The following is a 13911-nucleotide window of genomic DNA, read 5'->3' on the forward strand; positions in this document are numbered from 1 at the left end:
GACTCTGAGCGATGCTGGGAACTGACGTGTCCGACCTGACCACGACCGCGGCCGACGCCGCGTCGCAGGGACTGTCGATCGTTATCCCCGTCTATAACGAGGGCGCGGGACTGACGGCGCTGCACGAGCGGCTGAATAATCTCGCACGCACCCTGCGTCAGCGCTTCGGTCTCGCCTGTGAGCTCGTTTATGTCGACGATGGCAGCCGCGACAACACACTCGCGATTGCCCGGACCCTGCAGGCCGATGCGCTCGATGTGCAGGTCGTGTCGCTGTCGCGCAATTTCGGCAAGGAGGCCGCGCTGATGGCCGGCCTCGATCATGCCCGGCGCGGCGCGGTGCTGTTCATGGACGGCGACGGCCAGCATCCGCCGGCCCTGGTCGAGCAACTCGTCACGCACTGGATCAAGGACGGCTACGACGTCGTCTATACCGCCAAGGCGCATCGCGACAACGAGCCGTTCCTGCGCCGGGTCGCCGTTCACGGCTTCTACGCGCTCATCAACTGGGGGGCGCGGCAGAAGATTCCGGAGGATGCCGGCGACTTCCGCCTGCTCTCGCCGCGCGCGGTGGCCGCGCTACGGCAGCTGCCCGAGCGCAACCGCTTCTTCAAGGGCCTGGCGAGCTGGATCGGCTTCCGTCAGATCCGCGTCGACTATGAGCCAGCGGCCCGCGCCCATGGCGTCACAACCTTCAACCTGACCGGCCTGCTAGGCCTGTCGATCGAAGGTCTCACCTCGTTCTCGGTCGCGCCTTTGCGCTTCGCCAGTCTGCTCGGAATCCTGCTGGCCTCGGCCGCGTTCCTGTTCGGCCTCTCGATCCTCTGGGAGACCTTCACAACCGGCAAATCGGTGCCTGGCTATCCCTCGCTGATGGTCGGCCTGATGACGATCGGCGGCGTGCAGCTGATCATGATCGGCATCATGGGCGAGTATATCGGCAAGATCCTGTCCGAGCTGAAAGCGCGTCCGATCTACTTCGTCGCCGAGCACAGCGAGAAGCGTGCAGCGCTCGATGCACGGAGCGACGGCGCCGAGAGGAACGCCGCCGAATGAGCGCCACCCCGCACCGGCGCATCTGGCTGTGCGCCGATGACTATGGCATCAGCCCCGGGGTCAACAGCGCCATCCGCGACCTGATCGCGCGCGGTCGGCTGAACGCTACCTCGGTGATGACTGTGGGCGCCGCGATCGGACGCGACGAGGTGACGGAGCTGACCAAGGTCGCGTCCGACAGCCCGCGCTGCGCCATCGGCCTGCATGTCACGCTGACCGCGCCATTCCGGCCCCTCACCATGCACTTCCGCCCGTCGGAAGGCGGCATGTTCCTGCCCTTTCCCAAGCTGCTGCGCGCCGGAATGTCCCGCCGGCTCGATCCCGAGCTGATCCGCGCCGAGGTGCTGGTCCAGCTTGCGGCGTTCGGCGAGCTGTTCGGCCGCGCCCCGGATTTCGTCGACGGCCATCAGCATGCCCAGCTCTATCCGCAGGTGCGCGAGGGCTTCCTCGCCGCGGTCAAGGAAGCCGCGCCGGCGGCCTGGGTGCGTCAGGGGGGGCGGAACGTGCCGCTGATGCAGCGGCTGACGGCACCGAAGGCGCTGCTGCTGGACGTCCTGAGCGCCCAATTCCGCCGTCATGCCAAGCGGGCCGAGATCGCCTTCAATCCTGCTTTCGCCGGCGCCTACGACTTCAGCAAGACCTCGGATTTCGCCACGTTGATGGACGGCTTCCTGGACGAGCTGCCCGAGGACGGGCTGGTGATGTGCCACCCCGGCTTCGTCGACGACGTCCTGATCGAGCTCGATCCCTTGACCGTCCAGCGCGAGCATGAGCACGCCTATCTCGCCGGCGAGCATTTTCCAGCGCTGCTCGACCGCCGGCGGATGACGCTGGCCTGAACGGATCTTGCGGGTCTGCGACGAACAAAAGGCCGCCCGGCTGCGTTCCTCCTGTAGTGCGGGCAACATCGAGGTCCAAAACGCTGCGCAAGCCCGAGAGACGCTGTGTCGCATACGGAAATTTAATCCGCGCCCCGGCTGGCCGGGCCACAAAGTCCCCCTAAATCTTGGCCGCGCTTGGCCGGAACAAGGCAAGCGGCAGGAGAACGACATGACACCGCAAGAACGCCAACTCATCGACGATCTGTTCGACCGGCTTGCCAAGTTGGAGAGTGCACCGCGTGATCCGGAGGCCGCCGCCGCCATCGCCCAGGCGCTGCAGCGTGCTCCCAATGCCGTCTACGCGCTGGTGCAGACGGTGCTGGTGCAGGACGAAGCCTTGAAGCGCGCCAATGCCCGCATCGAGGAGCTGCAGCACGCCCAGGCCCCGCAGCAGGCGCAGTCCGGCGGCTTCCTCGATTCGATGCGCGACAGCATCTTCGGCTCGGGCAGCCGCGGTTCGGTCCCCAACGTGCCGCCGCCGTCGCAGGGCCGACCGGTCTGGAACAGCGGTCAGGCGATGCCCCCGGGCTATCAGGGCCAGCCCGGCTATCCCGGTCAGCCCGGCCCTTACGATCAGGGCGGCTTCGGCCAGCCGCGTGGCGGCATGTTCGGCGGTGGAGGCGGCTCGTTCCTCGGCACGGCGGCGGCCGCTGCGGCGGGCATGGTCGGCGGCTCGCTGCTGCTCGGCGGCATCCGCTCGATGATGGGCGGCGGGTCGCATCAGGCGTTCGGTGACACCACGATCATCGAGGAGCGCGGCGGTGGTGCCGGCCCGTGGAGCGGCGACCAGTCCAGCGGCTCGCTGGCGCGCGACGCCGGTCTCGACGACATCGGCCGCTCGGGCGGCGACGGCGGCCGTGCCGGCCTGTTCGACCAGGCGAACTATGACGACAGCGGCAATGACAACGACGCGGCCGACTTCGACGCCGATGACGGCTATGGCGACGACGACGGTGGCAGCGACTACGCTTGATGCTCCCGGGTCGCAGCGAACTGAAGAATGCGAAAGGCCGCCCCCACGGGCGGCCTTTTTCAGTTGCGGATGTCGTGCAGCGGCGGTCGTCAGAGCACGATGACCCGAGCACCGACGTTCACGCGGCCATAGAGGTCGATGACATCCTCGTTGCGCATCCGGATACAGCCTGACGAAACGTTGGTGCCGATCGTCCATGGCTCGTTCGAACCGTGGATCCGATACAGCGACGAGCCGAGATACATCGCGCGTGCGCCGAGCGGGTTCTGCGGTCCGCCCTCCATGTGCCGCGGCAGGTCGGGCCGGCGCGCGAGCATTTCCGGCGGCGGCGTCCAGTCCGGCCATTCGCGTTTGGCCGAGATCGTCTTCACGCCCGACCAGGTGAAGCCGGGGCGGCCGACGCCGATGCCGTAGCGGAGCGCCCTGCCCTCGCCCTGAACCAGATAGAGGAACTTGTTCGGCGTATCGATGACGATCGTGCCCGGCCGTTCTTTGCCGTCGTAGTCAACGATCTGTTTCTCGTATTTCGGATCGAGCGGCCGCTGCGTCTGCTCATAGGCCTCCTCATCCGGTACTCCCTGCTGCGGGACCATGCCCGGCGCCAGCCGCTGCGGCTCGTAGTAGGACGGCTGCTGCTGGTACATCGGCTGTCCCGGCGGAGGCGCGCCGCGGCCGCCTTGCGGATCCCCGAACAGGAATTCGATGAAGCCGCCACCCATGCGCGAGCGTTCGACATAGGCGGTGCGCACCGGCGCGGACTGCTGCGGCGGCCCGTTGTAAATCACGGTCGGCTGCTGAAATCCCTGGGCCGCAGCCCGATCCAGACCTGAATGGAATGCGCATGCGCCGGCCAGCAGCGCTGTGGAGAATGATTTGAACATCGACGTACTCTGTACTGTTTCGTCTGGAGACTGTTCGTCGCGCGAGGCGGCAACGCCGCCGCGTATCGTCAATAAAGAGCAAAACCCGATCGCTTTGGTAAACGCGGGAGGCGCCGGGATTCACCATCGCTGCATACGTCGGCGGTTTTGATCGCTAGCGTTTATTTTGCGTGAAGGCCGGCGGAGCATGGTTAATAGTTGACGCACGATGCACGCCAGCGTTGCTCAACGGCGGTTCCTGGCGTGAACGCGATGTTAAATAGCCTCTGCGTAGAACTGATCCGAGCAAAAGGTCAGGGATACTATCATGGCTGTTCGGAAGCGTTTCCGTATCGAAGAAGCAATCGTCGGCCATATGCCGGAGCCTGAATTCGTGGGCGGCGAGATCGGCCCCAACCACAAGGAAATCATGGACGAGCTGCGCGCGATCCGCTCCCAGATGGCCAATGCGATCCGCAGCGGCGGCAGCAACACGGCAAACGCCGCCATCGAAGAGTCCGCCGCACGCGAGGTCGCCGAAGCGCGCGCGCTGCTCGAGACCTATCGCGCCCAGATCGAGCAGTGCGAAAAGCTCAAGGTCGAGCTCGACCTGATCCACGACGCGATCAACCGCACCAAGGGCGAGATCGCGACCCTCCATGCCAAGAGCTTCAACGGCGAGGAGATGGCCAAGGTCAACGGCGAGCTCGGCGCGGTCGTCGGCGGCACCGAGCAGGCGACGCAGCAGATCCTGGAAGCCGCGGAGGCGATCGACCAAGCCGCCAGCGCGCTGTCCAAGGTGGACTCGGCCGACCAGCAGAAGATCCTGAGCGAAGAGATCCAGGAGCGCGTGGTCTCGATCTTCGAGGCCTGCAACTTCCAGGACCTGACCGGCCAGCGCATCAACAAGGTCATGACCACGATGAAGTTCATCGAGCACCACATCGTGGTGATGATGGACATCTGGGGCGGCGTCGACGCCATCAAGGCGCATACGCCGCCGATCGTCGACCACCGCGAGGGCGACGCCCGGCTGCTGAACGGCCCGAAGGCGGAAGGCGACGTCGGCCACGCTTCGCAGGACGACATCGACGCGATGTTCAACTGACCTCGTCGGCCAGTCCCAGCGACCGCTCCAGGCAACGTCACCATACAGGAACGCCGGCGCTATCGCCGGCGTTTTTCGTTCGACTCTCGACCTTTGCGGGATGTTCGCCCGGATCTCAGGCGCGCGGTCCGCAGCGGACGTAGACCATCGTCTGGTAACGGGTCGCCGCATCCTTGTCGACGAAGCGGGTGATCAGCACACGGCCGTCGAAGGAGACGACCTCGCGGTCCTGCTCGCCGCCGGGCGGTCCGGCCGGGCCGATGTAGTTCTTGCCGCTGGCCGACCCTTTCAAGCGCAGTTCCTGGGGAGTCGCCTGGTCGGCCAGGTGCATCACGACACCGCCGGACGTGCCTGCCCCGATGACGTAGGGCTGTTTGCACTGCGCCAAAGCCATCTTTTCGGTGCGCGGGCGGTCATTCGGGTTGTTGTAGGCGGCAAGCCCCCATTTGCCCACGAGATCCTCGGCGCGAATCGTGGCCGGCACCTCGGGCTCGACCGGCGCCTCGGTCTGCTGCATGGGGGTCGACGGCGACAGGCTGAAGCCCGTGCACGCTCCCAGAAGCATCGTGAGCGCCGACGCGATCGCGAGATTGGCAACCGGCCGCGCGCACCGTGAACTCGTCATGGCATCCCCTTAGGAACAAGATCATGGCTGCCCCGTCCGGCAACCAAGCGCAAAACGCTCGTCAGAGCAATGACGTCGGATAACGACGCCGCTCCACTAACATGTCTGGCCCGGGACAACATCCCCTAACAGCCTCAAGAACGGCTTAACGGCTGGCCGTTGCTTGACAGGAACAGCCGCAAGCCATATTTCCCCGAGCGGTCTTTAGCACTCGGAGGGCGGGATTGCTAAGGCTGCGAGCCAGTTGGCGCCAAGTGGGCGTTCAATGTGGCCGCATTCAGATTTCCTCCGACAGCAACACTTATCCAAGCACCCCAAAAGGGATCCGTCATGGCCAAATCGAAGTTTCGTCCCCTGCACGACCGCGTCGTGGTTAAGCGCATCGACGCCGAAGAGAAGACCAAGGGCGGCATCATCATTCCCGACAGCGCCAAGGAAAAGCCCTCGCAGGGCGAAGTCGTCGCCGTCGGCCCGGGCGGCCGCGACGAGAGCGGCAAGCTGATCCCGATCGACGTCAAGGTCGGCGACCGCGTGCTGTTCGGCAAGTGGTCCGGCACCGAGGTCAAGCTGGACGGCGAGGAACTCCTGATCATGAAGGAGTCCGACATCATGGGCGTCGTCGCCTGATCCCGACCTGTCGGGGGCGGCGATCAGCCGCCCCGGGCGAAAATGCTCTGCAACCTCGTTCCGGCGACAGACGGGCGATCACGCCCCTCGCCGTCGAGGTCTACTCCAGGAGAATTTTGAAATGGCAGCCAAGGACGTCAAATTCGCCGGCGACGCACGCGACCGCATGCTGCGCGGCGTCGACATTCTCGCCAACGCCGTCAAGGTGACGCTCGGCCCGAAGGGCCGCAATGTCGTCATCGAGAAGAGCTTCGGCGCTCCGCGCATCACCAAGGACGGCGTCACCGTCGCCAAGGAGATCGAGCTGGAGGACAAGTTCGAGAACATGGGCGCGCAGATGCTGCGCGAGGTCGCCTCCAAGACCAACGACACCGCCGGTGACGGCACCACCACCGCGACCGTGCTGGCCCAGGCCATCGTGCGCGAGGGCGCCAAGGCGGTTGCCGCCGGCATGAACCCGATGGACCTCAAGCGCGGCATCGACATCGCGGTGGCCGCCGTGATCAAGGACATCGAGAAGCGCGCCAAGCCGGTCGCCTCGTCCTCCGAGGTCGCCCAGGTCGGCACCATCTCCGCCAACGGCGACGCCGCGATCGGCAAGATGATCGCCCAGGCGATGCAGAAGGTCGGCAACGAGGGCGTCATCACGGTCGAGGAGAACAAGTCGCTCGATACCGAGGTCGACATCGTCGAAGGCATGAAGTTCGACCGCGGCTATCTCTCGCCCTACTTCGTCACCAATGCCGAGAAGATGACCGCCGAGCTGGACGACGTCTACGTGCTCCTGCACGAGAAGAAGCTGTCGGGCCTGCAGGCCATGCTGCCGGTGCTCGAAGCCGTGGTGCAGTCGGGCCGCCCGCTGCTGATCATCGCCGAGGACGTCGAGGGCGAAGCGCTGGCGACGCTGGTCGTCAACCGCCTGCGCGGCGGCCTCAAGGTCGCCGCCGTCAAGGCGCCGGGCTTCGGTGATCGCCGCAAGGCCATGCTCGAGGACATCGCGATCCTGACCGGTGGTCAGCTGATCTCGGAAGATCTCGGCATGAAGCTCGAGAACGTCACGATCAAGATGCTCGGCCGCGCCAAGAAGGTCGTGATCGACAAGGAGAACACCACGATCGTCAACGGCGCCGGCAAGAAGGCCGACATCGAGTCGCGCGTCGGCCAGATCAAGGCGCAGATCGAGGAGACCACCTCGGACTACGACCGTGAGAAGCTGCAGGAGCGTCTGGCCAAGCTCGCCGGCGGCGTCGCGGTGATCCGCGTCGGCGGCGCGACCGAGATCGAGGTCAAGGAGAAGAAGGACCGCGTCGAGGACGCCCTCAACGCGACCCGCGCTGCGGTGCAGGAAGGCATCGTCCCTGGTGGCGGCGTGGCGCTGCTGCGCGCCAAGAAGGCCGTCGGCCGCATCACCAACGCCAATTCGGACGTTCAGGCCGGCATCAACATCGTGCTGAAGGCGCTCGAGGCTCCGATTCGCCAGATCTCCGAGAACGCCGGCGTCGAAGGTTCGATCGTGGTCGGCAAGATCCTGGACGAGAAGTCCGAGACGTTCGGCTTCGACGCGCAGACCGAGGATTATGTCGATATGGTCGCCAAGGGCATCATCGACCCAGCCAAGGTGGTCCGCACCGCGCTGCAGGACGCCTCGTCGGTCGCAGGCCTCCTGGTCACCACCGAGGCCATGGTCGCCGAGCTGCCGAAGGATGCTGCTCCGGCGATGCCGGCCGGCGGCGGCATGGGTGGCATGGGCGGCATGGGCTTCTGAGCCCTGCTTTCGACATCTCACATTCAGGAAGGCCGCCTCCGGGCGGCCTTCTTTTTGGCCGAGTGTCCGCACCGGGGGTGCAGCGACCGCAAATCGGCGCTACAGCTTAAAGCCGATTCTGCCCCCACAAGGATTTTCAGATGCGCGCGATTTTGCTTGCGCTGGCCGTGATTGCAGCGGCCGCGCCGGAACTCGGTTGGGCCCAGAGCAAGAGCGGGACCAAGGCCCCCGCCAACGAGACTCGGTATTTTACCGCGATCGACGGCCTGATGGACGGCAATGCCGACGTGATCCTGAAGGAGACGCGCCAGGGCAAGACCGTCACCGCCGCCACGCTCGACGTCTGCTATCCCGTCGCAAAGAATTCGGATCGCAAGGACCGCTTCGTGGTCAGCCTCACCGTCAATGGCCAGACCTTGACCGGTGCGACCCAGAGCAACGGCGCCAAGGAGCCGGTCACGGTGAAGCTGAATCGCAAGCCGACCGGCGACACGTTCGAGTTCCGCGGACAGATCGCGATCGGCAAGACCGTCACCGAGGTGGCGTCGACCGACAATTCCGACGTCAGCGAGAAGGAGTTCCAGGAGAGCCAGTCGAGCGACGACGGCATCAGCGCCCAGCCGAAGGACTTCACTGACGTCTCGCCCGAGGCGATCTCGGTCCGGCTCAAGCTAGACGCGGTGACCGACTTCCTCAAGAGCCTGAAGGGCGAGAACGTCGAAGTTTCGCTGTCGAGCCTCATCGTGAGCTGCGACGCACTGCGCGCGGGCGAGCAGACCATCAGCATGACCGTCGACCCCGAACGAGCCGGCGCGCTGATCGCGAAGGCGCGGACCATGAACGGCGTCGTCACTGCCGGCTGGACCGCCGGCACGGTCGAGATGGACCGCACCATCCGCTTTGCGGCGGCCGACTGGCGCGACGGTGACAAGATCAACAAGGACAAGCTGGCGGGCGCCATCTCCGACGTGCTGGCCAAGACCTACAATGCCAAGCCGACGAGTGCGGCGTGGAATCCGGTCAGCGGCAAGCTGAAGCTGACGTTGAAGCGGCCGAGCCAGCTGATGCCGGCGCTCGAGCTGACCGACGTCATCGAGGTCACCGGCCTCGTCTCGGCGGACAAGCCGGGCGGCGCCGACGCGCTGATGCTCTGGATCAGCAGCCCGACGACGACCACCATCGATGAGGCCTCGAGCGCCAAGCTGATCCTGTCGGACGAATCCTCGGGCGACGAGGAAGGCGACACGCGGGATGATGGCGGCGCCATCGACGAGCTGGCGAAGGCCTTCAAGGCCAAGCGCTGGGATGCGGACAACTCGGTCTGGAAGTAAGGCGAGCCATGACGGCATGGCGCCGCGATCTCAGATGCCACCCTCCCCTGGAGGGGGAGGGTCGATCGCGCGCGAAGCGGGCGAGCGGGGTGACGCCGCGGGCACCGGGGCACGTGGAGAGATCACCCCACCCCGCCTCCCATTCGCTGCGCTCATGAGAGGCGACCCTCCCCCTCCAGGGGAGGGTGACCGCGGGGCAGACCTCAAGGGTGCACACTGCGGAAGCGCGAGCGTGCGCAAGGCTGTTTGCTCAAATCATGATGCGGAAAGTGGAACGCATCATGCTCGAGCTTGAGCCCTCGACAGTCCCCACCAGGACTTTGGAAACGGCCGTCTCGGCTCAATTGGTGTTGAGCCGGAAGCGCAGCGTCTTCGGTCCGATGAAGATGATCAGGTCGCCCTGACGCTTCCAGTTCGTCACCGCGCTCAGCGCCGCGATCAGTTCGTCGTCAGCCTGCGCGCGCGCCACCGGGCAGTTGCGGTCCTCGATCTTGCCGGCGATGAACACGATGGTGTTGCCGGCGACCGAGAACTGCCCCTTGCCGCCCTTGCACCACAGCTCGAGCACAGCATCACCGTTGTCGCCGATGTCGAGATCCGGCACCCGCTTCGAGCCCGGCTGCGGCAGCGCATCCAGCGTCATCTCCATGCCGAAGGGAAATTCCTCCGCCGAGGCGGCGGCAAGGGGCACGGCCGACATCAACAGGGCCGCAGCCAGTTTGGCGCAAGCTCGCTTCACTACTCGCATCGTTCCTCTCGACACATCATCACGTGCAGGGCTCGCCTCTTAAGCGATCGGCCCGGCGACCGCCAGCACGGCTCCCGCACAAATGTGTTCCAAACATAGCAAGCCCCGCGCCGCAGCTACGGCGCGGGGCTTTTGTCGCTGCCGGTGTTGCTACTTCAGCACCATCGCCGTGAACGGATAGACATAGGCCTGCAAGGTGACGAACAGGCCGACCAGACAGGCCAGCACGATCGAATGCAGGAAGACGTAGCGCAGGATCGAGCTCTCGTGGCCGTACCAGTTGGTGGCGGTCGAGGCGACGACGATCGACTGCGCATCGATCATCTTGCCCATGACACCGCCGGAGGAGTTGGCGGCCGCCATCAGGACAGGGGACAGGCCGAGCTGCTCGGAGGTGATCTTCTGCAGGTTTCCGAACAGCACGTTCGAGGCCGTATCCGATCCCGTCAGCGCCACGCCCAACCAGCCGAGCAAGGTGCCGAAGAACGGATAGAGCACGCCTGTCGCAGCGAAGGCCAAGCCGAGCGTGGCATCGACGCCGGACAGCCGGGTCAGCGTGCCGATCGCGAGCATCGCCGAGATCGTGATCAGCGAGATCGCGCAGAGACGGATGGTGCGGCCGTATTCCGCGATCAGCTTGCCCGGTCCGACACCCATCAGGAAGCCGGAGATGATCGCGGCGATCAGCATGCCGGTGCCGGTGAAGGTCAGGTAGGTGAACGAGAACACCGCGCCTTCCGGCGTCGGCTTCGCAGCCACCGGCGGCATCTTGTTGATCAGCTTGTCGAGCTCGGGCACCGGATAGTTCCAGGTGAAGATCGAGTTCGCCCAGGCCTTGAAGGCGCCGTTGCCCCAGATCAGCATGATGACGCAGACGATGATCCAGGGCAGCAGCGCGCCCCAGAGCTCGGCTTGCGTCAGCGGCGTGCGGTCCAGCGGCTTCGCCGCCGTCATCGTGGCGGCCGATTCGTCACGCCCGCGCAACGCCGGCGACAGCCACAGCTGCTTGGGCTGCCAGACCTTCAGGAACAGGATCAGCGCGCCCATCGAGATCAGCGAGGCGCCGATGTCGACGATCCACGGATTGATGTAGTTCGAGATCAGGAATTGCGGCACCGCGAAGGAGACGCCGGTGACCAGGATCGCCGGCCAGATGTCCTTCATGCCCTTCCAGCCCGCGAACGCCCAGATCACCCAGAACGGCACGATCAGCGAGAACACCGGCAGCTGCCGGCCGACCATCGCGCCGAGGATGTAAGGGTCGAGACCGGTGACCGAGGCGAGGCCCTGGATCGGCGTGCCCAGCGCGCCATAGGCGACCGGGGCGGTGTTGGCGATCAGCGACAGGCCGGAGGCCGCGAGCGGCGAGAAGCCGAGACCGATCAGCACGGCACCGGTGATCGCCACCGGGGTGCCGAAGCCGGACGCGCCTTCGAAGAACGCGCCGAAGGAGAAGGCGACCAGCAACAGTTGCAGCCGCCGGTCCTCCGTGACGCCGCCGATGGCGCGCTTCAGAAGCTCGAACCGTCCGGTGGAGACCGTGACCTGGTAGAGGAAGATGACGTTCAGGACGATCCAGCCGATCGGAAAGAACCCGGTGATGACGCCCAGAAACGTCGCGCGCAGCGACATGTTGGCCGGCATCGTAAAGACGAAGATCGTGATCAGGTTGGTCAGGATCACGGCGATGATCGCCGCGATGTGTGCCTTGACCTTGCCGCTGGCGATCAGCACCAGCAGCGTCACCACCGGGACGGCGGCGGCCAGCGTCGACAGCGCCGGGCTCCCCAGCGGGTCGTAGATTTGATTCCACATCGTGACTTCTCCCCCCACGTTCTTGTTGTTGGACCTGAGGCCGGCGGGACGGATCAGGTCTGCTCGCCCAGGCCCCCAAGCCTGGCACAGGTCGGAAAAGCAGATCACAAAACCGGCAACGCCCAACTCTGCTCAAATTCTCGCGAAATCTGGCGGCGGTCGCAGTCCCTCTCCCCTGCCCCATGCTACGGTTTGTCACACGCGACCGACAAGCCGGCGGCCACCCGCCAGATTACGACTTTAGTCTAGGCAGGCGGCGACACCAGCGATTTTCTCGTTTTTCGTCAGCCCGTTAAGACATTTTCTCAGGAGCAGCCCCTCTGTGAACAATCTGCGCTCGACCGTCGCCACCGTCTGGCGGATCGCCATTCCCTACTTCCGCTCCGAGGACAAGGTCGCCGGGCGCGTCCTGCTCGCCGCCGTCATTGCGATCGAACTGTCGCTCGTTGCGATCCAGGTGCTGGTGAACCAGTGGCAGAACAGGTTCTTCAACGCGCTGCAGCAGTATGATTGGAACAGCTTCATCTGGGAAATCGGCGTGTTCGCCGTATTGGCGACCATCTTCATCATCCTGGCCGTGTACCAGCTCTATCTCAATCAATGGCTGCAGATCCGCTGGCGGCGGTGGATGACCGACGTCTACCTGCGCCGCTGGCTGGACAACGCCACGCACTATCGCATGCAGCTCAAGGGCGACATCGCCGACAACCCGGACCAGCGCATTGCCGACGACGTGCAGCTGTTCGTCGACAAGACGCTGAACATCACCATCGGCCTGCTCAGCTCGATCGTCTCGCTCGCATCGTTCATGGTGGTGCTCTGGGGGCTGTCGACCGATGCCCCACTGCAGCTGTTCGGCACCGACATCGCGATCCCCGGCTACCTGGTCTGGATCGCGCTGATCTATGCGATCTTCGGGACCATCCTGACGCATTGGATCGGCTCGCCGCTGGTCAATCTCAACTTCGAGCAGCAGCGCTACGAGGCCGACTTCCGCTTCAACCTGGTGCGGGTGCGCGAAAGCTCCGAGCAGATCGCGCTGCTGCGCGGCGAAGGCGCCGAGCAAGGTCAGCTCGGAACCCGCTTCGGCCGGGTCGTGCAGAACTGGTACCAGATCATGAGCCGGACCAAGCGGCTGACGGCCTTCACGGCGGGCTATTCGCAGGCGGCCGTGATCTTTCCCTATGTGCTCGTTGCGCCTGCCTACTTCGCCAAGTCGATCCAGATGGGCGGCATCATGCAGACGGCGTCCGCGTTCTCGACGGTGCAGGGCGCGCTGTCGTTCTTCGTGACGACTTACCGGACGCTTGCCGACTGGCGCTCGACCGTCGCCCGCCTCGACGGCTTCGACATGTCCATCGAGAGCGCGCACAAGCTCTCGGGCGAGCCGCAGACGATCGATGTCGTCGACCATGCCGGCGACAGCATCGATCTCGCCCAGCTGCTGCTGAAGCTGCCCAATGGCCTGCCGCTGGTCGCGGCCGACGGGTTCAGCATCGGCAACAACGAGCGCACGCTGCTGACCGGGCCCTCCGGCGCCGGCAAGTCGACGCTGTTCCGCGCCATCGCCGGCGTCTGGCCGTTCGGCAGCGGCGCCATCAGCGTGCCCTCGCATGCCAAGCTGATGATGCTGCCGCAGCGGCCCTACTTCCCGATCGGCGCGCTCAAGGCGGCGATCGTCTATCCCGCGGCGGCGGACGCTTTCAGCGTCGAGCAGGTCAGGGAGGCGCTGGTGGCCGTCGGTCTGCCGCAACTGGCGGACCGCCTGGACGAGGACTCGCACTGGAACCGGATGCTGTCGCTCGGCGAGCAGCAGCGGCTCGGAATTGCCCGCGCGCTGCTGCATGCGCCCCAATATCTCTTCCTCGATGAGGCCACGGCCTCGCTCGACGAGCCGAGCGAAGCCAGGCTCTATCGGGTCATCGCCGAACGGCTGCCGCAGACCACCGTCGTCTCGATCGGCCACCGCTCGACCCTGCACGAGTTCCACGATCGAAAGGTCGAGCTGATTCGGGATGGCGACCGGTTCTCGCTGCGGCCGGCCGGACAGGCGGCCGACGCGACCGCGGATGGAGGCAGCTGACGCGAGCGCCGCTGCGCCAGCAAAGCAGAAGGGCGGCAGA

At 65.5% G+C, this 13911-nt stretch carries 12 protein-coding genes; 8 read left to right on the forward strand and 4 right to left on the reverse strand.

Annotated features, from left to right (window positions below):
- Positions 1-11: 11 nt before the first annotated feature.
- The 3 genes from QX041_RS33315 (at position 12) to QX041_RS33325 (ending at position 2909) form a co-directional block, all read left to right on the forward strand.
- The gene (locus QX041_RS33315; protein ID WP_315716673.1) at positions 12-1055 is read left to right on the forward strand and encodes a glycosyltransferase family 2 protein; all 1044 of its coding nucleotides are present in this window, start codon (positions 12-14) and stop codon (positions 1053-1055) included.
- Complete coding sequence (locus tag QX041_RS33320) at positions 1052-1894, forward strand: ChbG/HpnK family deacetylase (protein WP_315753418.1); 843 nt, start codon at positions 1052-1054, stop codon at positions 1892-1894. Before QX041_RS33315 ends, QX041_RS33320 begins: the two co-directional genes overlap by 4 nt.
- 211 nt (positions 1895-2105) lie before the next feature.
- Positions 2106-2909: a DUF2076 domain-containing protein gene (locus tag QX041_RS33325; RefSeq protein WP_316168037.1), complete on the forward strand. Its 804-nt coding sequence runs from the start codon at positions 2106-2108 to the stop codon at positions 2907-2909.
- Positions 2910-2998: 89 nt separating this feature from the next.
- On the opposite strand, the gene QX041_RS33330 is transcribed toward QX041_RS33325, so the two are convergent.
- The gene (locus QX041_RS33330) at positions 2999-3790 is read right to left on the reverse strand and encodes a L,D-transpeptidase (RefSeq protein WP_316168038.1); all 792 of its coding nucleotides are present in this window, start codon (positions 3788-3790) and stop codon (positions 2999-3001) included.
- A 307-nt stretch (positions 3791-4097) separates the two neighbouring features.
- On the opposite strand from QX041_RS33330, the gene QX041_RS33335 reads away from it, so the two are divergent.
- Positions 4098-4877 carry a protein phosphatase CheZ gene (locus QX041_RS33335; protein WP_315716668.1) on the forward strand — a complete coding sequence of 260 codons (780 nt, stop codon included), beginning with the start codon at positions 4098-4100 and terminating at the stop codon, positions 4875-4877.
- Positions 4878-4992: 115 nt separating this feature from the next.
- On the opposite strand, the gene QX041_RS33340 is transcribed toward QX041_RS33335, so the two are convergent.
- Complete coding sequence (locus QX041_RS33340) at positions 4993-5502, reverse strand: hypothetical protein (protein ID WP_315716667.1); 510 nt, start codon at positions 5500-5502, stop codon at positions 4993-4995.
- Between the two features lie 330 nt (positions 5503-5832).
- On the opposite strand from QX041_RS33340, the gene groES reads away from it, so the two are divergent.
- The 3 genes from groES to QX041_RS33355 all read left to right on the forward strand — a co-directional run bounded on the left by groES (position 5833) and on the right by QX041_RS33355 (position 9225).
- A complete protein-coding gene (gene groES / locus QX041_RS33345) occupies positions 5833-6129 on the forward strand; it encodes a co-chaperone GroES (RefSeq protein WP_008961387.1) in 297 nt (98 codons plus the stop codon).
- A 121-nt stretch (positions 6130-6250) separates the two neighbouring features.
- Positions 6251-7894 carry a chaperonin GroEL gene (gene groL, locus QX041_RS33350; RefSeq protein WP_315716666.1) on the forward strand — a complete coding sequence of 548 codons (1644 nt, stop codon included), beginning with the start codon at positions 6251-6253 and terminating at the stop codon, positions 7892-7894.
- Between the two features lie 140 nt (positions 7895-8034).
- The gene (locus QX041_RS33355; RefSeq protein ID WP_315825399.1) at positions 8035-9225 is read left to right on the forward strand and encodes a hypothetical protein; all 1191 of its coding nucleotides are present in this window, start codon (positions 8035-8037) and stop codon (positions 9223-9225) included.
- Between the two features lie 340 nt (positions 9226-9565).
- Here the strand turns inward: QX041_RS33355 and QX041_RS33360 are convergent, their stop codons facing one another.
- Both QX041_RS33360 and QX041_RS33365 read right to left on the reverse strand, forming a co-directional pair.
- The gene (locus tag QX041_RS33360) at positions 9566-9925 is read right to left on the reverse strand and encodes an META domain-containing protein (protein WP_315825400.1); all 360 of its coding nucleotides are present in this window, start codon (positions 9923-9925) and stop codon (positions 9566-9568) included.
- A 198-nt stretch (positions 9926-10123) separates the two neighbouring features.
- Positions 10124-11788 (reverse strand): L-lactate permease, encoded by a 1665-nt coding sequence (locus tag QX041_RS33365; RefSeq protein WP_315825401.1) that lies wholly within the window; start codon positions 11786-11788, stop codon positions 10124-10126.
- Between the two features lie 322 nt (positions 11789-12110).
- On the opposite strand from QX041_RS33365, the gene QX041_RS33370 reads away from it, so the two are divergent.
- Complete coding sequence (locus tag QX041_RS33370; RefSeq protein ID WP_316168039.1) at positions 12111-13871, forward strand: ABC transporter ATP-binding protein/permease; 1761 nt, start codon at positions 12111-12113, stop codon at positions 13869-13871.
- The last annotated feature ends 40 nt before the right edge of the window (positions 13872-13911 follow it).

The sequence above is a fragment of the Bradyrhizobium sp. SZCCHNRI2009 genome, from assembly GCF_032485115.1.
GTDB lineage: Bacteria > Pseudomonadota > Alphaproteobacteria > Rhizobiales > Xanthobacteraceae > Bradyrhizobium.